Raw genomic sequence first — 21465 nt, forward strand, 5'->3', positions numbered from 1 at the left:
TGGCAGATTTAATATCTTGGTACAGGAGTTAATTATTTACTTTTCTTGATGATCCAAAAAATAACTACGGCTGTATTTGCACTTACTTTTTCTCTTTTATCGCTGAATCTATACGGCCAGGATAGCCGGATATTGACACTTTCGGATTACACTTACGAATACATCCAGCGCCTGCAAAACCGTGGTAATATGCTGGATTTAGATCCTACAGTGCTTCCATATTCTTACGGACAGGTAAAAAGGTCAATTGCTAAAATTGACGAAGAAACACTCTCCAAGAACGAGAAAATTTGGCTGTCGTTCATTAAAGACCGTGTAAACCTTAATGACGCTGAGGAAAATGAAATCGGAGCTGAATTCTCCTCCACACCTGTCTTTAGCGATACCGAAAGACTTGATCCTATAAACCCGCTTAACCAAAATCTATACATTTATCCTTCAGCAACTCTGACAGGATATATGGAGAAAGAAAATTTTGTAGGCCAATTTTCTTTCCGTCATGACTACTATTACGATCAGGATCCGGATGGCTTTGATTCAGCGAAACGACTATTTATCAGGGCTGAAGATTCTTACGTGGGTTATCAAAAACCAGGTGTTAAGGTTATGCTTGGGCGATATAATCACCATTGGGGTAAGTTCGGGGAGGCTTCATCCATTATTAGTACCAATGCCCGTTCTTTTGATAATCTGAATATTAGTCTGGAAGGGAAGTATGTTTCTTTTCAAAGCATCATTGGGGAACTCAATGATCTTTCTGAAACCGGAGTTTTTGTCGAAGAAACTTATTTCGAGGAAGGATCTACGAACAGGTTTATTTCTATTCATCGTTTGAACATTCACCCAACACCCAAACTAAGATTTAGTTTTTTTGAATCGATTTTATACTCGGGCAGTAACTCAGGGCTTTCTCTAAAATATAGCAATCCTCTGCTTATGCATGTATTTATGTCTGATAATATTCCTTGGGATGAAACCAATAATCTCATTATTGGGGGAATGGTTTGGACTCAGTTCAGGAATATCACTTTAAATGGTCAGCTTCTAATTGATGATTTTGAACATACTACTAACGAAGGGGAACCTGTTACATTTACATTTCTGTCCTCAATTAACTATGCTCCCAAAAGTTCTGGTATGGATTTGAATCTGGAGTTAGAAGCTGTGTCCTATCAAACGTATAATACAGATAATGCTGAAGGTCGATATCTATATCTTAACAGAGGAATAGCGACTCCAACCAATGATTATATCAAGGTAAAATTATACCCGCAGCTCTTTTTGGATCAGCACCTGAGAGGGCTAATGGTAGCGCCTTATCTAACCTATTATTCTAAAGGTGAACAGGTGATTAATCAGGACTTTAACAGACGCAAACCAGATGGAAGTGTAATTGATGTGATTTTAACCGGACAGGAAGAAAATACAGTCCGAGGTGGTCTTCATGTTCTTTATCAGCCAAACTCCAATTTTTGGTTTGAGTTGGATACGGGATATAATCATATTGCCAATTATCAAAATATCGCCGGACGTAGTGCATCAAGGTTGGCTACTATTTTTAAAGCCGGATTTAGGGTGGGTCTTTATGGAAATAATTAAAAGCTTTAAGGCAACTAACTAAAAGTTCATCAGCATGAAAATATTGATCTACGCCACTACTTTTGGCGCAGACTTACTGAGCTTCACTAAATATTTATCGGATGAGACCGATGCTGAAGTTAAAGTACTTCTCGATGATGTTGATCAGTTTAAGAAAGAAGGAATTTTCGATTTCTGGGATATTGATGTAGAGCTCCATAATTCCAGTAAAATTACGCTTATTCGTGGTATTAAGGGTTTTGAGCCGGATGTAACCATCATGGATAATAACATTCCGCTACGCATGATAAGTCCCAAAGCACTTATTCTCTGGCATGGCTATGGATGGAAAGGCCCCAACGATGAAGAAGAGTTTAAATGGCTTCATCGCAATATTAAGCTCACTTGGGGAAGCATGAAAGAACCCAATCCCGATATTAAATGGGCTACTTTTGGTGAAGTTGATTTCAAACACAGAACAGAAGTAAGTGGTTTCCATGAAGAAAATTGTGTGAATCTGGGTTCAGCAAGCCATGATTACCTTCAAAAAGACGTACCAAAAGAACAGTTACAGAAGTATTACCCCTTTGATGTAGTAAACAAGAAAACAGTTCTGATTGCCCCCACTTGGCACTACGGAGAAGTGTTTTCGCACTGGGGAGATGAAGACCAGCTTTTCAATAAGCTACTTACTGATATGAAGGAAAAAGGTGTAAACGTAATTCTTCGGTTGCACGACTCATACCGGTTTGAGCACCATTACCTTGAATTTCTGCAAAGCCTGGAAACAAAGTATGATAACATTCTGCTGAAATTTAAAGATCATCATCCTGATAACTTTCTGGATCTCCAAGTTGCTGATTTATTGGTGACTAACTTCAGTAGTATAGCCAATCTATTCTATGCTACCCGAAGGCCTACTGTACACGTTTATCCTGTAAAAAGTAAGGATGAGTCATTTATGTGGTTGAATAAAACTGTATTCGGGATTAAGAAGAAGAAAGTGGATTCAATCAAATTTATCTGGAAATATCCGCCTGAAGATAATGGCGGAATGTTGGCTAAAAGCTTTGACTCGATGATGAATCAGATTAATAAAGGGCTCGAACAACCGGACTGTTGTACCGATGCTGCTCAAAAATATCTGGATAAACACATGCTTTCTGCAGACGGTAAGAACTGCGAACGAATCTGGAAAGCGATTAATGAACTTGTAGACTCAGAAGGTTAACTTCCTGCCACATAAAGAATAAACGGTTATCCAGTGAGTAGCACCATCAATACAGAAGATCTTCAGGATACAAAAGACAGGATATTTTTCGTCGTGGGTACGAGTCGTTCCGGATCTACACTGCTGCAAAGTATGCTGAGTTCGCATAGCGAGATGGTAATTCCTCCCGAGACTCATTTTTTCCATTCCTATGAATTTTTAAATCGAAAATTTGAGTCTGATTCTTCTGAGTCGTTCAGAGAACGATTACTCCGGTTTTGGTACAGCGGTAAAACCAGAATTAAAGATCTGGGGCTTGATGAAAAAGCAGTTAGTGAACAAGCCAAGGAGTTAGACTTGAAGACTCCAGAAGAACTTTTCACGCTCCAGTTAACGATGTACAGAAAGGAAAGAGGGAAGAAGATGATTGGGGAAAAAACGCCCCGGCATATAATGCAGGTTAAAGAAATTTTAAAGGTTTATCCGAAAGCGAAATTCATCTCCATGTTTAGAGACCCAAGAGCTGCTGCATGGTCAGAAATTAAGGCTCATTTTGGTTCACCTTCTGTACTTGTAACAACTAGAAGGTGGCGGGAATACGTGAACATGCACGAACAACTTTCATCCCAATTGACTGACAAACAGTACATGATGCTCAGATATCAGGATTTGATCGATGACTCGGAAGGGATGTTAAAACAGATTTGTGCCTTCCTTGGGGTTAACTTTGAAGAGCAAATGCTGGAGTACTATAAAAGAGACGAAAAAGGTTTTGCTGAAGGAGAGAAGTCTTGGAAAAAAGGGACCCTTAAACCCATTCAAAAAGATAAAAATGAGGAATGGAAATCAAAGCTAACCAAATGGCAGATTTCTTTAGTAGAGAGTATGGCAGGGAAGAATCTTCAAAAAATGAATTACGAAAAGAGTGGAGAATCTCTTTCCTTTCCCAAAAAGTTGTTCTATCAATGCGTAGATTTCAGCAGATCGATTTGGGCCACTTTGACAAACGCTCGTTATGAGGGGTACAAAAATCCACGAAAAGGTAAATTTAAATAGATTTAAAAGTTAGGAAGTAACAATGGCGGTATTCAAAAAAATTGGTGAACAGATAACTGCTTTATCTGATGCACTTGGATTCGAACGTCGCGACCTTCGTGCCGATCTTGGTATGCCCTGGGATTTTGTAAAAAGTAAAGTCATGAACTCTCACTTTAAGTGGGATTATGACGAAATAGAACGATACTGCATGTTTGTTGGATACCCACGTAGCGGCCACACCTTAGTTGGCTCTCTGCTGGATGCTCACCCAGACATGGTTATCTCTCACGAACTCGATGCATTACGATACCTAAGAGCCGGGTTTAGCCGAGAGCAAATTTTCAGTTTAATTTTGCATAAAGACAAAGTATTTACCGGAAAAGGACGTGAGTGGACGGGATACGATTATTCGATTGAGGGATTATGGCAAGGACGCTACCGCAACCTCAAAGTAATCGGTGATAAGAAAGGAGGGGGTTCTTCTCTTCACCTCATAGCCCGGCCTAATATTATTGAAAAACTGCGAGATGAAATGCAGTTGCCTATCAAGTTGATCCATATTGTACGGCACCCACTGGATAACATAGCTACACATAAGCGAAAATGGTCTGTAAACCCTACACTGCAAGAAGCTATAGATGGATACTTCGACAGAGTTGAAGCTAACGCTAAGCTAAAGTCTCAGGTTGCTGAGGATGAATGGTGTGAGCTCACCCACGAAGAATTTATCGAAAATTCAGAAGATACGCTCAGGACACTCATTACTTTTCTAGAACTGGAGCCTTATGAAGATTATATCAAGGCGGCAGCAGCTAAAGTGTTTGATTCTCCATCCAAAAGCCGGACTAGAATTGAGTGGCCACAGGAAATGATTGATCAGGTTGCTGAACGAAGTCAAAAGTACGATTTTCTCAAGGATTATGAATTCACTGTTGAGGCTGACTAACCACGTATAGCCTTAATCGCATCTTTTTCCAGGAACCATATTACGGTTGCGGTAATTGAAAAGACAAAGAGCGAAGCAAGAGCAACAGCCAGAATGGTAGTTTCCTCAAAGAAATAAGTTATTCCGTACCGAACAGCGTAAGCAAATGCAGCAAGAGGGATAAGGGTAATAAAGGCTGAAATACTTTTGAATCCGAATCTCCAGACGTTGGTCTCTGTGAGTTTTGCCCCAAAATAAACGATTACAAGAGAGGCTAGAGGGTATACCGTCAACCATACTAAGGCTACTGCCATCATGCTTATTTGTGATGCTATCAAGAAACCAACAGGTAATAAAACTGCATTAGCTGACGTGAAATAGAAGATAAATTTCGCTTCGCCTTTAGCGTTGATCAGTTTAGGTAGTAGGGTTACAAGGCATTGTATAATTCCTACAGCTACAAAGATTCTCATGTATGGAACGGCATCCATCCATTTTTCATAACCAACGAGTGGGAGAAACCAGTCGATATAGGTTCCAATAATCACCATAACCGTTCCTACCAAAAGCATGCTCGCTCTCGACATTGTAAAGAAGTAATTCCTGAGACGAGGGATTTCGTACTGAAGTTTTGCAAATGTAGGGTATGCCACGCGGTTGATTACATTCGATAATTCTTTAACCGTGTCAAAAACCAGCCGGTATGCAAAGGAATAAATCCCAACTAACTCCATGGAAAAGAATTTACCAATAATGAGGTAATCTACGTTCATGTAGAACTTTTGGAAGAAATTTGAACCCGTTGTAAAAAGCCCGAATTCTATCAGGTGTTTCACCTGCTCATAGCTAAACCTGAAACGTGGGAAGTATGGTTTGAAGAACATACAGAATACCATCTGACCCACTTTATTTGCCAGTTCAGCAAGGATGATGGCCCACGCTCCCCAACCGTTAAAAGCCAGATAAATCATCAAACCTGCAGAAGAAGCTAGCGCCACATTATCACTGATGGCCAGCTTCTTAAATTCGAGATCCCGCATCATTAGTTTGCTCGAAATCATATAGAAACTAAATGCTATAATGCCCAGCATGTAAACCCGAATCATTGAAGACAAAACAGGGGTATCGTAGAATTGCCCTACAAAAGGAGCAGCAAGGTAAATCAAACCATAAACGACAATAGAAAGGATAAAACTAGTCCAGAAAAGTGAATCAACCTGAGTACGACCGATTCTGTTTTCTTGAACAATGGCTGTTCCCAAACCCAACTCAGTTATTGCTTTCGTAGTGCTAAAAAAAGCGAGAGCTATAGCAGCAATTCCAAATTGCTCTTCAGAAATAACTTTAAGGGTATAAAAAAGAGCTACGGCATTAAGAAGACGTGCTGTAACAGAACCTAACCCACTGTACAGCACTGAGGAAGCCACTCTTCGGGCAAACGATTTATTGCTCATTATTGAGTTTTGTCATCGTGAATAGTTTCTCATGATTTTGAGATTTAGCGAAAACAAATATAGGGCGAAGAAGACGCAATTGAAACGAACGATCGGAACAGTATTTACGAATTCTTATAGAATTACCAATTATAAGCTAACATAACATTAACAAGTTCTTTATCTTTAAGGATTAAAATTTTCAGCTAAAAAGTTAGGAATGTCAAAAACCACCAATCAATCAGCCGCAGACGGAAAGTTATTAGTATTAACTCCGGGTATGGGCGCAGTAGCAACAACATTTATCGCAGGAGTTGAGTCAATCCGAAAGGGACTCTCAAAGCCAATCGGCTCACTCACACAGATGCAAACTATTCGTTTAGGTGCTCGTTCTGAGAATCGAAGCCCGCTCATTAAAGACTTCCTGCCCCTGGCTGATTTGAATGATCTGGAATTTGGAGGTTGGGATGTAAAGCCTGACAATGTATATGACGCTTGTGTTCATGCAAGTGTACTTAAGCCTCAGGATCTGGAGCCTATTTCAGAGTTTCTCAAAACGATTAAGCCAATGTCGGCTGCTTTTGAGCAGAAGTATGTGAAGAAGCTTGAAGGACCTAATGTCAAAGATTTTACCACTAAGAAGGATCTTGCTGAGCAATTGCGCGAAGACATTCGAAACAGAATGGAAGAAACCGGAGCTTCACGCGCAGTTATGGTTTGGTGTGGTTCAACGGAAGTGTACCAATCTGCATCAGAGTGCCATATGTCTATAGAGGCATTCGAAAAAGGCCTGGAAGAGAATGATGAAGCAATTGCTCCATCACAGCTTTATGCATATGCAGCTATCATGGAAGGAGTACCTTACGCAAATGGTGCTCCAAATTTGTCGGCTGATATTCCTGCTCTTACTCAGCTTGCTGAACAAAAAGGTGTGCCAATTGCCGGAAAAGATTTCAAAACAGGGCAGACATTAATGAAAACCATTTTGGCTCCGGGTTTTAAAACCAGAATGTTGGGAATCCGAGGCTGGTTCTCTACAAATATCTTAGGTAACCGTGACGGTGAAGTACTGGATGATCCGGAAAGCTTCAAATCAAAAGAAGTAACTAAGTCTGGCGTATTAGATACAATCTTACAGCCCGATACTTACAAAGACCTCTACAAAGACCTCTATCATAAAGTAAGAATTAACTATTACCCACCACGAGGTGATGAGAAAGAAGGTTGGGATAACATCGATATTTTCGGATGGATGAGCTACCCAATGCAGATCAAAGTTGATTTCTTATGCCGTGACTCTATTCTTGCCGCCCCAATCGTTTTGGATTTGGCTCTGTTTCTTGATCTTGCAAAACGGAACGGTAAAGCTGGAATTCAGGAATGGTTGAGTTTCTACTTCAAGAGTCCACAAGTAGAAGATGGTCACGTTCAGGAGCATGATATTTTCATACAGCATTTCCGTCTAAAAAATACTCTCCGTGTGATGGGTGGTGAAGAACCGGTAACCCACCTTTCTGAAAATTACGACTCTTACAAATAGAACCTATGTCTGATACTGATCAGCAAAAGACAGGTGTAATTCTTGCAGCTGGCTTCGGTTCACGCCTAAAAGGGGTGGACTCGAATACAGTTTTAAAACCCTTAACAAGCGTTAATGATAAGCCTCTGATTTATAGAACAATCAGAAGCTTAAAAGTTGCAGGATGCAGTAAGGTTGTTATCGTGCTTGGATATGGCTTTGAAGAAATTAAGAATGATATCCTGGAATCCTATACCGGCAACTTGCCGATAGAATTTGCTCATAACAAAAAGTATGACTTGAGTAACGGCATTTCTGTTCTTGCAGCTGCGCCATTAATAAATGATACGTTCATTCTTACAATGGCCGATCACATTCTTTCTGATGAGATGATGAAACTGGCCGGAGCACACCGCCCGGATAAAGGCACGGCGACCTTATTGGTAGATTACAAAGTGGACGAAATCTTTGACATGGACGACGCCACTAAAGTAAAAGTAAAAGAAGGGCGTGTAAAAGCAATCGGTAAGCAGATCACCGACTATAACTGTATCGATACTGGTGTATTCGTTTGTACAGAAGGTTTGCTTAGTGAGATTGAAAAGGTTTACAAAGCCACCGGTGATGCTTCACTATCTGATGGTGTTCGGACTCTGGCAGAATCAGGAAAAATGCACACGCTCGATATTGGTGATGCTTTTTGGCAAGATGTAGATACTCCTGAAATGCTCGAACATGCCGAAAAAGTATTGAGATCTAAGTCCCGTACTTTTATTTAGCGACCAGGTAATAAAAGTAACCCGGTCTGTTCCCGTTAATGGTAACGGTACCGTTCAGTTCAACAAGCTCCCCGCCAATAACCTGTTTAGCCAGGAATTTTTTAATACCGCCAAGTTCGTTGAGCAGCGAATAGGTATCCATGTGCTTCTTTACTCTAACATTCAAAAGATCTGTTTGGTAGGGTTTGATTTGAACATAGCGATCTAATTCCCTGGTTTTGCTATCCGACTCGATACGGTCGATATATGAAGGAGTGATCAGAAAAGGATTTCCATTATTATACCCAACACCGTAGCCTATGGGAACCTGAAGGTTGGCCTTTTTTAACGTCAGAAAGTGAAAATACATCCCATTTTCATCATCACCTGTTTTGATGCGGTAGCTTCGGTCAATGATTTCTGAGGAAAGATTATTCTGATAAATATGATCCATATAGCCGGTGCCGGTAACCTGAAGGGTATCCCCGTTAATGGCCACGATACCTTTTACTTTTGCGTGGGGCATCAGAAGAGAGATTCCGATTTCATTGTCTCCAACTTTATAGACTCCATCCCCTAAGGTTTTACCCTTGGCAATATCATAGAAAGTGAGGTCGACATCGTACTGAACGCCATCTTTCGTGTTATGAAAAAAGAGCCGGTGTTCGTCATCAAAACTTCCTTTCGCCCAATAGGGGCGGTCAGGATTTAGCCTGATATAATTGTCCTCGGGATTCGCTTGAAATGTAGATGTGTCATATTCCTTATTGACTACATAAGTATTTCCATCTTTCCAGCTCACCGATAATTTCACTCCGGTAGCACGGCCTTTAAACGAGCCAAAGTCATTAATTGAAAACGTATTAATAATCTGAACACCGTTATCCAGATTGATGTGGTAAGTCCAGAGTTCATTATAATATTTGCTGGGCAAATTCCTCGCAACGAAGTCATCTCCATCAGAATCCTCAAAATTTCCGGTAGGGAAGTAGATAGTCTGAGCCTGAAGATTCAACGAAATAAAACAAGCAAAGAGCAGCTTGATAAATATTTTCATTAATGATGAAGTCTTAGATAGTGGGTGATTGAGCAAAAGAAATAATTGGATGAATATAGATCACTTATCTCATTGATGTACTATCAACGCAAATATTGTTACTTCCATTTGGTATTAAAGTATAAGAATTGAATGGTTGAGACATTGCTGAATTGTTAAGAAATAAAATACTTTTTCAGGGTAGCTAACGAAGCGGATTTTTCTTTAGTCTGTTATGAAAAGATTATGCAACTGCCGGTAATAAATGAGTAGAAAAAAAGTTAATTTATGCGCTTGTCGGATTGAATAGAATGTTCTTTATGTTGAACGCCAATGAGGAAAAGTTTTAAATCTCAAGAACAATACAAACTTTAGTACAGGTTTTACTTGAAACGATTTCCAGAAAAAGCATCCCGACTAAGTGAACCAAAGATCTTATTTTTTAAATGAAACAACTTCTCAGGCTTTTTAAGCCCCTTTTGAAATTCAATTATTCACATCCTTACTGGGTTATTTTTCTATGTTTAGTGATTGCAGGATGTGCCGGATATTTTGCCATCCAGCTTCGCGTTGACACTGATATTGCAAATCTCCTTCCTGAAGATCACCCTAATGTTCTTGCGCTGGAAAGGCTGAGTGAATCCGTTGGTGGTGAAACAGAGATGCTGGTTGTTATAAATTCGCCAAGTTTTGAGGCGAACAAAGCTTTTGCTGATACACTGATCGAGCGATCTCTAAAGCTCTATTATCCCAGATACGAAGACAATTATTTTAAGCGGGCTGAATTTAGAAGAGAAACAGAGTTTGTCAAAAATAATGCCCTTTATTTAGCGAGCGACCAAGAACTGGACGAAGTTACCCAGTTTCTAAAAGATGAAATTGAGCAGGCTAAAGAAGAAGCAAACCCATTTTACTTTGACTTAGGTGACGAGGAAGAAGACACAAATTCAGACCCGTCTAACTTCGAGGACAGCTATAACACCTTAGTGCCATCCGAATATCCGGTAAATGAAGACAGCACCATTATGGTGGTAAAATTCTTTCCAACCGGTTCCAAAAGTGATATTAAATATCTGGAAGATATGTTTGCTGAGTACGATGAAATGCTCGCATCGATGAATCCCAGAGCCTACCATCCGGAAATGGAAGTCAGGTTTGGAGGGCGTTTAAAACGTCACCTCGAAGAACTGACCTCTATAATGAATGACGTAATTGGCAGTTTTGCTTCCGGTATAAGCAGTGTGATTTTATTAGTGATGCTCTACTTTTTCTTCAAGAAATACCTTCACTACCGGAAAGGCACGAATGGCAATGGTGAATATTCATTTTGGTCTCACCTCGTTCGGATGCCGGTCCCGGTCATTGTTATAGGCTTGCCGTTAATTATCAGTTTGATGTGGACTTTTGGGCTTACCTACTTTTACCTGGGTATGCTTAACACCATGACTTCGGTGCTATTTGTAATCCTGTTTGGACTCGGAATTGATTATGGTATTCACTTTTATGCCCGCTATATCGAATTGCGATCGTCGGGGATGAACGTGCACGACGCCATCATTGAAACCAATTCAAAGACTGGAGAGGCGATCCTCGTATCTGCATTTACTACAGCAGCTGCCTTATATATTCTGATGTTGGCAGACTTTCGCGGGTTCTCTGAATTCGGCTTTATTTCCGGAACCGGAATTTTACTTTCCCTAATGGGGATGCTCTACATTCTACCGGCACTGCTCGTCATCTTTGATGAGCGGTTGAACTGGATATTGATAAGCAATGAATCTGACAAAGAGGCCAAAGGCGCACATCGCTACCCATTTGCACGTACAATTGTAACGGTTGGACTGATTGCTTCAGCCGTGGTTGTCGGTTTCAGCGGAAATTTAAAATTCCAATATGATTTTGGTGAGCTAGAACCAACCTTCCCTGATTATGAAGAATTCCGATCTTTTGCTGGTCAGGTAGACGATAACAGCAAGCGAAACCCTGCGTACATCATTGCCGAGAATAACGAACAGGTTGAAGAAATTACGTCCATCCTAAAAGAGCGAATGCGTTCTGATACTACCTCACCAACTATTCAAAGCGTGGAAACTTTGCAGGAGCGTTATCCTACCTATGAAGAGGATGAACAAGAGAAGCTACAGCGTATAGCTGAGATCAGGGAGCTTTTGCAGGATCCATTTTTAGTAAATCAGGATGATGAAGAACTGGAGAAGCTCAGAAAGGCTGCTCAGACAACGGAACCGATTGCCCTTGAACAAATTCCGAATTATCTAAAGTCTCGTTTTATAACAAAAGACGGAGAAGTGGGACGGTTTGTGATTATCTATCCTTCGGTTGGACTGGGGGACGGGAAAAAATCCATTGCCTTCAAAAATGATGTCGGCGTTGTGGAGTTGGATAACAGTGAGGAATTTTATGCAGCAAGTACTTCGATTGTAGCCGCTTCCATGCTCGACTTGATGAGGACGGAAAGCCCATACATGGTAGGAGCCACCTTTATCTTTATTTACTTCTTCATGCTGTTTTCATTCCGATCGTTCCGATGGTCTATAATTGCCATGCTACCACTCTTGGTAGGCTTACTCTGGCTGTTCGGGTTGATGATGATATTTGGGTTGCAGTTTAACTTCTATAACCTGGTCGTGCTTCCGGCCATCCTTGGGATTGGGGAAGACAGCGGAGTTCATCTTGCTCACCGCTACCGCGAAGAAGGAAAGAACAGCATGTGGCAAGTGCTATCAAGTACCGGGCAGCATATAACCATGGGGTCCATAACGACTATGCTTGGTTTTGCAGGGTTGCTGTTTACAAATCATCCCGGCCTTCAATCTATTGGTGTAATGGCTGTTTTGGGAATTGGAATGACTTTGCTTACCTCCATAACCTTTCTACCAGCTCTCATCCAATTACTGGAAGACAAAGACTGGATTCGGTTTTAGTTTTTTAGATGTTAGTAGTGAGATTTGAGATTAAAGATGGCTTTTCTCTCAGATCTCGTTTTATACATATTCTAAAACATTTGATATCCTGATTTTGACCAGGTTCCGGATTCTGCTAAATATTTAGACTAAAAAACCAGTCTTAGGTATTTCTATTCTGATTTTTTTGAAAGGTTTTTAAAAAACTTCTCGCATAGTACTAAAAACCTATAAATGGAATGTATTATGCGAACTCTGATTATCATACTTACTTTATTCTTTGCCGGATCCTTTAATGCTTTAGCTCAAGTAGAGGGACAAGCTTTGTATCATAGTTTCATTGACCAAGAAGATTTTGAATTTCAATATTCATACGAAACTTCGGAGGCAGAATATGAGGGAACAACCAATTATTTTGGAAAAGAAAATATACCCTATCCGACATATAGGGGTTTTTCAAATCCAGTTTTTTATGCAAAAAATACGGGAACAGTTAGTATTACCTTTGATGATATCGTCATAAATGGGTTTACAGATTTAAATTTTAAAGCAGAATTCGCAAGTAACTCTTTCTCCTGGGATACTGGGGATTACGTCAGAATAAGTGGAAGTATTGACGGAGGGGCATCTTTTCCGCTCATCTGGATTGAGAATGACGGGACATCGTCTTCCTACCCTTATTTTGATGATGACCACAATGGTGTGGGTGATGTGTCATCAAAAAACAGACTCTCTAGTACTGGTAAATTCGAAACGGTTTTTTTTAGTGGAACTGGTAAAAAGATGAGCATTACCATTGAGATAAATCTGGGAGATTCAAACGATGAAGTAGTGTTGGACAATATTGCCATAGGTGGTTATGAGCCTGAGATAGAGAATCTAACTGTTTCCGGAAATGCTGGCTGGAGACTTCTTTCAGCTCCAACTTATGAATATACAATGGGTATTTTCAGGGATGATATTTATACCCAGGGATATCCACATTCTTATTTCCCGGAAGCTGCACAATCAAATGTTTATATATATAATACTGAAAGTGATGCTTGGGAGGAGCCTGTTGATCAGTATGCCGTAATTCCTTATGGAAGGGGAGTTGCCATTTATTTCTTTGATGAGGATCCTCAGTTTTCAGGTTCCCCATCCACAGAACTTCCGGTAGATATAGACACAAGGGGGGCTTTAACTCCGGATATATCTACGGACCTCAATACAAATGCAAATGGGTACACGCTGTTAGGGAATCCGTTCAATGCTCCATATGATGCCAGCAAAATGACCGTAAGTGGAGGATCCATTCAGAATAATATTCACTTTTGGGACCCTGGTCTTGGGTCTTACCAGGTTCGGGATCGAACTACGCCATTTATCATTGATCGCTGGCAGGGATTTTTTGTTCAGCGGGATGCAACGGGTGGTTCGGCTACCATAAGTTTTGAAGAGGCAGATACGGTAGCTGGAAGTGCAACCGAAACGTTCTTTTCAAAAGAGATTAAAGAGGAGAGGTATGACATTGAATTTTCACTAAGATCTGACAGCACTACGGACGTTGCTACGCGCCTCACTTTCCATCCTGAAGCTGAGTTCGAATACGATTTGTTTGATGCAGGAAAGCTCCAGCCGCTTACTCCTCAATATGCTATAATTGGATTTAGTAATAAGGAAAATGAATTGAAATCAGTGGAATCCCTTCCATTCGAAATTCAGGAAGAAGTATACCTGCCAATGGATCTAAAGGTTGCTAATGTTGAGGGTGAGCTTGAGTTTTCATGGAAAGGGATGGATCATTTGCCAGCAGAGTTGAGCATGATGTTAGCTGACTATGAAACAGGTGAAAAAATAGATATGAAGATAGACTCATCGTATTCATTTGATGCACCTTTAAATTCCTCAAAACAGAAAGTAAGTACACTTTCAATACTCAATGGACCACAAGCGGTTGCTTTAGAAACGGAAGCAGAGGAGCGGTTTGGGATTACCATTAGTCCGGCTGCTTTAACAAGTAATGAAGCTGTATCAACTCCCAAAAAGTTTAGCCTTGAGCAAAACTATCCAAACCCTTTCAACCCAACTACAACCATTCGGTATTCTGTTGAAGAGGCTGGAGACGTAACGCTTACCGTATATAACCTAATGGGACAACGAGTGGCAACGCTTGTAAACGAACAGAAGAATACTGGTGAGTTCAATGTAAGCTGGGATGCATCAGATGTAGCGAGTGGAATGTACTACTACCAGCTTGTTTCAAATGGTAAAACGCTTACCCGAAAAATGACACTCATCAAATAATTCAAAATTTAAAATGAAAAATTATAAATGAGACTAACTCAAAAGCGTTAAGTCCATTTATAATTTTGAATTTTTAATTCTTAATTCAGAAAAATGAAAACACTGATCTATATATCACTGGCCATTCTTTTCACCATATTGATGACATCCATACTCTTAGCTCAACCAGGGCTCCCAGCGGCACCAAGTCAGGCTCCTATAGACGGTGGGCTTAGCTTACTTGCTTTAGCGGGAGGGGGATATGCTATTAAGAAACTCAGGGATAAGAGAGTAGAATGGTAGTTTTAAATATCAAGCTCAAAATCGGGCAGTAAATGTATATTAGCTCTCAGAATCTTGAGATAAGAGATCATTTATTCGATCCAGTTCCTCTGAAATATCCGATGTTGAGTATTCCCTGAATCTATTAAGTGATGCGTTCAGATTGCTATAAGCGGAAGTTGAAAAATTACCGTTGCTAATTAGTTGCTCAAGCTTGTCGTAAGCTGTATCAAATCTAGTCTGTACTGATCCATTCTCTATCAATAATGCAGAAAGCTCTTCATTTATTAAAGCAACTATAGTCCATGGGTGGTTTTCCCCTAATACCTCATCGTATATCTGAAATGATCTAGAATAGTGTTGGTAGCTTTTCTGAGGCTCCCCGGAAACCAGATAAGAGTTACCAAGAGAGCTAATTTCTGAGGCTGTGCGCCAGTGAAGTTCACCGTAATGATTTTTTATAATTTCAATCTGTTTGAGGGTGTGCATTTTAGCTTCTTCCAGTTTGTTTTGTAGAAAGAGAATACCCCGAATATTATTAGCTAGAATTAAAGACCGTGGGTGAGCTTCTCCGTAAATATCAACCATATAAGATTGTGCTTCTCTGTAATGAAATTCAGCTTTCTTATACTCTTTTTTCCGACTATATAAATATCCCAGATTATTATCGGTCACACTCTTAATCCCGGTTAGGTTTAGAGATTCTGATATTTTAATGCTTTCAAGAATATCCAGGTAGACAGCCTCAGCTTTTTCAAACTCCTGCCTTGTTCTGTAATTAATGCCCAGATAATTTTTTGAATTCAGGATCCGATCAAGACGGGCGTTATTTTGTTCAAGAAGATCTATACTTTCTAAGAGATAATTCTCCGCAGAATCAGGATTTAGATAATTCAATGCCTGACCAACATTATTTAGGGCAGATGCTTTCAGATACCAATTATCAGGAAAATAGGCTTCTGAAATTCTATAAGCCTTTTCAGCATATTCCAAAGCAGCGTTATAATTTCTGTCATTGATATAAGTTTTTGTCCTATTAATACTGGTTTTCAGTACCTCAAAATGATTTTCTGGATAAATTTCATTCGCAAAAGAATCTGCTGCGATATGAATCTGACCACTACGATCCCAATCCCCTACTCTATAATAGGCATCCCCAATAGCTGCTAAAAAACCGAGTTGTAACTCAGGTTGTCCTTCTAAATCATTGATCTTATCCAAGCCAAGGTCCAACAGGTTGAAGACGGTTAGTGTATCATTTTGGTTTTTTTCAGGATTGGCTAGCGCAAACAAGTCAATGATATAATCTGTGACCTGAGTAGCTTTTTTGGCTTCCAAATTGGCACGATTACGTTCAGCCGAAATTTCATAAAAATGGTAGGTACCGAATGAGATCGCACTGATTAGCATTGTGAGGGAAATAGCAATAGCCCTTCTGTTCCGCCTCAAAAACTTTCTGCTCTTATACTGAAAAGAGCCATTTACAGCAGCAACGGGTAAGTTCTGCTCGAACCGCTCAATATCTTCCAGAAACTCACCAGCTGAGTCATAACGTTCTTCTGGTTCTTTACGAAGGGCTTTTTGAACGATAGACTCTAAATCGCCCTGTAGTGTTTCTTGGGTATTTTGATTCTCATTTTTTGATTCAAATCCTGCAGCCAGCGGACGTGGATTTTCTTTCAAAATCATAGCTTCCACTTCATGCAGACTCTTGTTTGTGAAGTCAAAAGGAGTGGTATTGGTCAGAATGGAATACAGTAATGCCCCAAGTCCGTAAATATCAGTTTGGATTCGGGAAGGCCGTTCCAGGATTTGTTCTGGCGCGGCATAAGAGGGCGTCCAGACTCTTTCTCCACTTTGGGTTAGTTCTGGATCCTGATCTTCTTTAATACTCAGGGTCTTGGCAATTCCAAAGTCCAGTACTTTCAGGTTTTGTTCTTCATCAATCAAGATATTGGAAGGCTTTAAATCCCGATGGATAATCAGGTTGGAATGGGCATGCTTTATAGCCGCAAGTACTTTTTTGAATAACGCTAGTCGTTCAGAAACGGAAAGCTGGTGCTTTTGACAAAACTCATCAATAGGAAGGCCCTGCACATATTCCATAATTAGATAAGGAAAGCCTTCTTCGGTAAATCCTCCGTCAAAAAGGGTAGCGATATTGGGATGATTAAGATTGGCCAGAATTTCCTGTTCCATACGGAAACGCTCAACTACCGCATCACTGAATCCTCTGGCATTGATAAACTTAATGGCCACAGTTTGATTAAACTGTCCGTCGTGGCGGTTCGCCTTATACACTGATCCCATACCGCCTGCACCCAGCTCAGATTCAATTTTATAGGGACCCACTTTTTTCCCGATTATAGAATCTTTCAGGGAAGCCCCGGGTAAGTGGACAGAACCCAAATCCTGAAAAAGAGCAGCATGATCTTCCAGGTTATTATCCAGAAAGCCTTCCTTTTCAGACTGTTCTATAGATTGTAGATATTCTTTTACCTCGGAAATTAAATCCGGCTGATCTGCAAAGTGAGTATCAAGGTAATTGGTCCTCTTTTCCTTGCTTAGGGTTAGCAGGGTGTCAAGAATGGTTGATATTTTATTCCATTTTTGGTCGTTCATAAAAAGTGGTTCGTGCGTTTAATAGATCATGCGGGAAATTTGAACTATTTCCGTCATCAACTTTGGCTTTTAAGTTCTTTGTGAAGCCATCCCCGTGCTTTTTCCCAATCCCTTCGCACTGTACTGGCAGAAATCCCCAAGGCTTCTGCGGTATCGTCAATTGTCATTTCTCCGAAATACCGGCATTCCACTAGTTTTGCAAGCCGTTCATCCAGCTGTTGTAGTTTGTTAAGAGCTGCATCCAGATCCAGCAGGTCAGAAGCTTCCTTTTGCTGCTTCACCATGTTATCAATAAGCGTGATTTTCTGATTATCGCCTCCGCGTTTGTCCGCTAATTTTTTTCGGGCATAATCGATCAAAATCTGGCGCATGCATTTCGAAGCAATTGCATAGAAATGAGATCGGTCTTTCCAATCCATTTCATTGTAGTTACACAGCTTCAGGTAGGCCTCATGGACCAGCTCTGTTCTGGAATAGGTGTGGTTATGATATTCTTTGGATAGATGCTGATTGGCCATCGACCGGAGCTTCTCATAAATATGAGGCATAAGATGGTCGTAAGCAGATAGCTCGCCCTGACCAGCTTTCTTGATGAGTTGAGTAATTTCAGCTTCCTGCATAAAAAGGACAGTGTTCAATACTTGATGAATAATAGAACGAAATAATCTACACGAACAAGATTTTTAAATCAATAGGTTTATGGGACTGATGAGTAGATTCTGTTAGACTTATGATTTAAAATAATGAAAGTACAGAGGATCACGAGAAAAAGAACAAGACTACGGTTCCATTTAATTAGACCCTTCAATTACGTATTTTCAGGTATGCAAAAAGAACTACAGATCCGAGTGCTGCCAGAGGTGGCAGGGGAACCACAACTACTTAAAGACTATCTCATCAACAAGGAGGGGCTTGATTCCAAAGATCTTCGCCACGTAGAAGTTTTACGGAGCTCTATTGATGCACGGGCTCGCCAAGCTTACTACCAGCTTAAAGTACGGCTATACATCGGTGAGGAATACACTCCTGAAGAAGTCACGCTGCCTGATTATCCGAATGTGAGCAATGCAAAGGAAGTGATCGTGATTGGAGCCGGACCTGCCGGCCTTTTTGCTGCTCTGGAACTTATGGAGAGGGGATTAAAACCGGTTATTCTTGAGAGAGGTAAGAACGCAAAAGAGCGGATTCAGGATCTTAAAGCAATTAATGTCAGGCACGAAGTAAACGAGGATTCTAATTACTGTTTTGGGGAAGGGGGAGCCGGAACCTACTCAGATGGAAAGCTCTACACACGGTCAAAAAAGCGCGGAAACGTTACAAAGGTTCTGGAAAGGCTGGTTGGATTTGGAGCCGTTCGTAATATTTTGGTTGATTCTCATCCTCACATAGGAACGAACAAATTGCCGGGTATCATCGCAAATATGCGGGAATGTATCATTCAGAATGGGGGAGAAATTCATTTCAACACGAGGGTGACCGACTTGATCATTGATGCAGGAAGCATCCGCGGAGCCAAAACACTAAATGGTGAGACTTTTAATGCAGACCATGTGATACTTGCCACCGGTCACAGTGCCAGAGATATTTTTCGACTATTGCACCGAAAGGAGATAGCCATTGAGCTGAAGCCTCTGGCCATTGGAGTCAGGGTAGAGCATCCTCAGTCTTTGATCGATTCCATACAGTATAATTGTGATACCCGGGGCGAGTATTTACCGCCCGCTTCATACAACATCGTGAAGCAGGCCGGAGATCGGGGCGTGTATTCGTTTTGTATGTGTCCGGGCGGGGTTATAGCGCCCTGTGCAACCTCTCCGGGGGAGATAGTGACCAATGGATGGTCTTCGTCAAGGCGGGCGCGCTCAACGGCAAATTCGGGGATTGTCTTAGAGCTTAAGCCCAGCGATTTTAAACAATTTGAAAAACACGGGCCTTTAGCTGCAATGGAATTTCAGCATGCCATTGAAAAAGCAGCGTGGAAAGAGGGAGGCAAAACTCAGACAGCTCCCGCCCAGCTTTTAAAAGACTTTGTAGATGGCAAAGTATCGGAGTCACTTCCCAATACCTCTTATTCACCGGGCATTACTTCTGTTGATTTGCGAAGCGTCTTGCCTAAGCTCATTTATAATTCACTCAAAGATGGCTTCCGGCAGTTTGACCGAAGCATGAATGGCTACCTGACCAATGATGCCGTTGTCCATGCCCCGGAAACCAGAACCTCCAGTCCCGTAAAGATTCCCCGGGATGACGAAACGCTTCAGCATATACAGATCAAGGGACTATACCCTTGCGGGGAAGGAGCGGGATACGCCGGTGGAATTGTCTCTGCCGCAATGGATGGCATAAAATGTGCAACGGCTGTTTCTGTTAGCCCAAACTAATTACATCATTCCTGTGATAGTGTGATTGTCTCTTCAATACTTTTCTTTTTTAGGATAATTTGTGCACTTTCTTCTGGGGATATTATACGTATCGTATAGGCGAACGCCCGTTCGGATAATATCCAAATAATCACAGTATGCGGATGAGAAGTGCGATTAAAGCGAATCAGAAAGGTTTTACATGGTTCGCTCTAACAAACGGCTTGTTCGGATAATATTATGTTATATGCCATTGTTAACTGCTCTATCAAAAAAAAACGCGAAAATTGGAAAATGAGAAAAATTGCCGATAATCAAGAGCTTGAATTAGTTTATAAAAAAGGAAATGGAGCTTGGACATACCATATTGTGATTCCAAACACAGCTGATATAGATGGAACTTGGGGCTCGTTAAAAGTATCTGGATTGATTGATGATTACGAGTTAGAAGAAATGAATTTGGCGCCAAGGAAAGAAGAAGATAAAATGATTTCAATAAACGAAGAAATCAGAAAAGCAATCGGTAAAACTGGTGGTGATAAAGTTACCGTTTCTTTATACCTGCATACACACGACAGAATTGATAATAATTCTGAAATTCTCAAATGTTTTGAAGATGCAGGCGTATTGGACTCTTTCAGATCAATGAATAAAGACGAACAAAATGAAATTATAACTGAAATCAGTTCAAAAAGAACTGAGGCAAAACAAATTGAGCAAATAAATCACCACATCAATGAGTTGCTTAATCAAAAAAATAGCGGGTAATGGCGAAAAAGAATCTTGAAAAAATTTATGAAATATTAAGTGAAGAATATAAGGTATTTGCTGAAACCGACAACGAATGGGATAATAATGGATTGAACAGTACGGATTTCAAAAGCCTCGTTTCGGTTATGCTTTCCGCAATGACACATACAAAGCGAGTCGTGAGAGCATGTAACGCTCTTTACAAAAAAGCTACGACACCAGAGGAAATAATCGCTTTGAAAGATGACGAACTAACCGAAATGATAAGACCGGTTGCTCATTACAATAGAAAAACAAAACATTTAAAAGAATTATGTAGACAGATAATTGAGGAATTCGATGGCGAAGTGCCAAATACCAAACAAGAACTGATGTCTCTTAAAGGGGTCGGTCGCAAATCAGCTGACATACTTATGAACTTCAATTTTGGTGGAGAGACAATTGCTGTAGATACACACGTACATCGTCTTTTAAACCGTTTAGGCATAGTTGAAACTAAAAATAGTAAAGAAACGGCAGATATAATCAACGATATTACCCCGAAGAAGTATAAAAAACACGCACACGAATGGCTTATTCAGCACGGTGGAAATATTTGTAAAGCACGAAAACCAAAGTGCCAAGAATGTGTCGTTTACGAATTCTGCGATTACAACGAAAAAACTATTTAAGTTAAACATCAGAAAAAACACTGCAGGTAACAATGGCATATAACAATGCGTTTTAAATCGGACGCGGACGGGGTGCGATGGAAACTTGATTGCCAAA

16 protein-coding genes are annotated in these 21465 nt (G+C 40.5%); 12 read left to right on the plus strand and 4 right to left on the minus strand.

Annotated features, from left to right (window positions below; all coding sequences use genetic code 11):
• Positions 1-48 precede the first annotated feature (48 nt).
• From CL667_00255 to CL667_00270, 4 genes are read left to right on the plus strand one after another with little or no spacing between them, the layout of a single operon-like run.
• A complete protein-coding gene (locus CL667_00255; protein MAL16112.1) occupies positions 49-1599 on the plus strand; it encodes a hypothetical protein in 1551 nt (516 codons plus the stop codon).
• Between the two features lie 34 nt (positions 1600-1633).
• Positions 1634-2809 carry a hypothetical protein gene (locus CL667_00260; protein ID MAL16113.1) on the plus strand — a complete coding sequence of 392 codons (1176 nt, stop codon included), beginning with the start codon at positions 1634-1636 and terminating at the stop codon, positions 2807-2809.
• 18 nt (positions 2810-2827) lie between these two features.
• Positions 2828-3844 (plus strand): hypothetical protein, encoded by a 1017-nt coding sequence (locus CL667_00265; protein MAL16114.1) that lies wholly within the window; start codon positions 2828-2830, stop codon positions 3842-3844.
• A gap of 22 nt (positions 3845-3866) precedes the next feature.
• A complete protein-coding gene (locus tag CL667_00270) occupies positions 3867-4772 on the plus strand; it encodes a sulfotransferase family protein (protein ID MAL16115.1) in 906 nt (301 codons plus the stop codon).
• On the opposite strand, the gene CL667_00275 is transcribed toward CL667_00270, so the two are convergent.
• Complete coding sequence (locus CL667_00275) at positions 4769-6205, minus strand: hypothetical protein (GenBank protein ID MAL16116.1); 1437 nt, start codon at positions 6203-6205, stop codon at positions 4769-4771. The genes CL667_00270 and CL667_00275 overlap by 4 nt on opposite strands.
• A 199-nt stretch (positions 6206-6404) precedes the next feature.
• Here CL667_00275 and CL667_00280 point away from each other — a divergent pair, with 199 nt between their 5' ends.
• Complete coding sequence (locus tag CL667_00280; GenBank protein MAL16117.1) at positions 6405-7724, plus strand: inositol-3-phosphate synthase; 1320 nt, start codon at positions 6405-6407, stop codon at positions 7722-7724.
• Between the two features lie 5 nt (positions 7725-7729).
• The gene (locus tag CL667_00285) at positions 7730-8482 is read left to right on the plus strand and encodes a nucleotidyltransferase (GenBank protein MAL16118.1); all 753 of its coding nucleotides are present in this window, start codon (positions 7730-7732) and stop codon (positions 8480-8482) included.
• Here CL667_00285 and CL667_00290 read toward each other — a convergent pair.
• Complete coding sequence (locus tag CL667_00290) at positions 8475-9518, minus strand: hypothetical protein (GenBank protein MAL16119.1); 1044 nt, start codon at positions 9516-9518, stop codon at positions 8475-8477. The genes CL667_00285 and CL667_00290 overlap by 8 nt on opposite strands.
• A gap of 425 nt (positions 9519-9943) precedes the next feature.
• Between CL667_00290 and CL667_00295 the strand changes: the two genes are divergently transcribed.
• The 3 genes from CL667_00295 to CL667_00305 all read left to right on the plus strand — a co-directional run bounded on the left by CL667_00295 (position 9944) and on the right by CL667_00305 (position 14986).
• Positions 9944-12439: a hypothetical protein gene (locus tag CL667_00295; protein MAL16120.1), complete on the plus strand. Its 2496-nt coding sequence runs from the start codon at positions 9944-9946 to the stop codon at positions 12437-12439.
• A gap of 213 nt (positions 12440-12652) precedes the next feature.
• A complete protein-coding gene (locus CL667_00300) occupies positions 12653-14704 on the plus strand; it encodes a hypothetical protein (GenBank protein ID MAL16121.1) in 2052 nt (683 codons plus the stop codon).
• Between the two features lie 93 nt (positions 14705-14797).
• Complete coding sequence (locus CL667_00305) at positions 14798-14986, plus strand: hypothetical protein (GenBank protein ID MAL16122.1); 189 nt, start codon at positions 14798-14800, stop codon at positions 14984-14986.
• A 39-nt stretch (positions 14987-15025) separates the two neighbouring features.
• Here CL667_00305 and CL667_00310 read toward each other — a convergent pair whose 3' ends face one another.
• The gene (locus tag CL667_00310) at positions 15026-17587 is read right to left on the minus strand and encodes a hypothetical protein (GenBank protein ID MAL16123.1); all 2562 of its coding nucleotides are present in this window, start codon (positions 17585-17587) and stop codon (positions 15026-15028) included.
• Positions 17588-17643: 56 nt separating this feature from the next.
• A complete protein-coding gene (locus CL667_00315) occupies positions 17644-18207 on the minus strand; it encodes an RNA polymerase subunit sigma-70 (protein ID MAL16124.1) in 564 nt (187 codons plus the stop codon).
• Positions 18208-18411: 204 nt separating this feature from the next.
• On the opposite strand from CL667_00315, the gene CL667_00320 reads away from it, so the two are divergent.
• The 3 genes from CL667_00320 (at position 18412) to CL667_00330 (ending at position 21368) form a co-directional block, all read left to right on the plus strand.
• Complete coding sequence (locus CL667_00320) at positions 18412-19968, plus strand: FAD-binding protein (protein ID MAL16125.1); 1557 nt, start codon at positions 18412-18414, stop codon at positions 19966-19968.
• 273 nt (positions 19969-20241) lie between these two features.
• Positions 20242-20715 (plus strand): hypothetical protein, encoded by a 474-nt coding sequence (locus tag CL667_00325; protein MAL16126.1) that lies wholly within the window; start codon positions 20242-20244, stop codon positions 20713-20715.
• Positions 20715-21368: a DNA lyase gene (locus CL667_00330; GenBank protein ID MAL16127.1), complete on the plus strand. Its 654-nt coding sequence runs from the start codon at positions 20715-20717 to the stop codon at positions 21366-21368. Before CL667_00325 ends, CL667_00330 begins: the two co-directional genes overlap by 1 nt.
• The last annotated feature ends 97 nt before the right edge of the window (positions 21369-21465 follow it).

The organism is Balneola sp., from assembly GCA_002694685.1.
In the GTDB taxonomy this organism is placed as follows: Bacteria; Bacteroidota; Rhodothermia; order Balneolales; family Balneolaceae; genus Gracilimonas.

What these genes read in the sequence shown, in the direction of transcription:
- CL667_00255 (MAL16112.1), top strand. Translation starts at nt 49, where the DNA reads ATGATCCAAAAAATAACTACGGCTGTATTTGCACTTACTTTTTCTCTT.
- CL667_00260 (MAL16113.1), top strand. Translation starts at nt 1,634, where the DNA reads ATGAAAATATTGATCTACGCCACTACTTTTGGCGCAGACTTACTGAGC.
- CL667_00270 (MAL16115.1), top strand. Translation starts at nt 3,867, where the DNA reads ATGGCGGTATTCAAAAAAATTGGTGAACAGATAACTGCTTTATCTGAT.
- CL667_00275 (MAL16116.1), bottom strand. Translation starts at nt 6,205, where the DNA reads ATGAGCAATAAATCGTTTGCCCGAAGAGTGGCTTCCTCAGTGCTGTAC.
- CL667_00280 (MAL16117.1), top strand. Translation starts at nt 6,405, where the DNA reads ATGTCAAAAACCACCAATCAATCAGCCGCAGACGGAAAGTTATTAGTA.
- CL667_00285 (MAL16118.1), top strand. Translation starts at nt 7,730, where the DNA reads ATGTCTGATACTGATCAGCAAAAGACAGGTGTAATTCTTGCAGCTGGC.
- CL667_00290 (MAL16119.1), bottom strand. Translation starts at nt 9,518, where the DNA reads ATGAAAATATTTATCAAGCTGCTCTTTGCTTGTTTTATTTCGTTGAAT.
- CL667_00295 (MAL16120.1), top strand. Translation starts at nt 9,944, where the DNA reads ATGAAACAACTTCTCAGGCTTTTTAAGCCCCTTTTGAAATTCAATTAT.
- CL667_00300 (MAL16121.1), top strand. Translation starts at nt 12,653, where the DNA reads ATGGAATGTATTATGCGAACTCTGATTATCATACTTACTTTATTCTTT.
- CL667_00305 (MAL16122.1), top strand. Translation starts at nt 14,798, where the DNA reads ATGAAAACACTGATCTATATATCACTGGCCATTCTTTTCACCATATTG.
- CL667_00310 (MAL16123.1), bottom strand. Translation starts at nt 17,587, where the DNA reads ATGAACGACCAAAAATGGAATAAAATATCAACCATTCTTGACACCCTG.
- CL667_00315 (MAL16124.1), bottom strand. Translation starts at nt 18,207, where the DNA reads ATGCAGGAAGCTGAAATTACTCAACTCATCAAGAAAGCTGGTCAGGGC.
- CL667_00320 (MAL16125.1), top strand. Translation starts at nt 18,412, where the DNA reads ATGCAAAAAGAACTACAGATCCGAGTGCTGCCAGAGGTGGCAGGGGAA.
- CL667_00325 (MAL16126.1), top strand. Translation starts at nt 20,242, where the DNA reads ATGAGAAAAATTGCCGATAATCAAGAGCTTGAATTAGTTTATAAAAAA.
- CL667_00330 (MAL16127.1), top strand. Translation starts at nt 20,715, where the DNA reads ATGGCGAAAAAGAATCTTGAAAAAATTTATGAAATATTAAGTGAAGAA.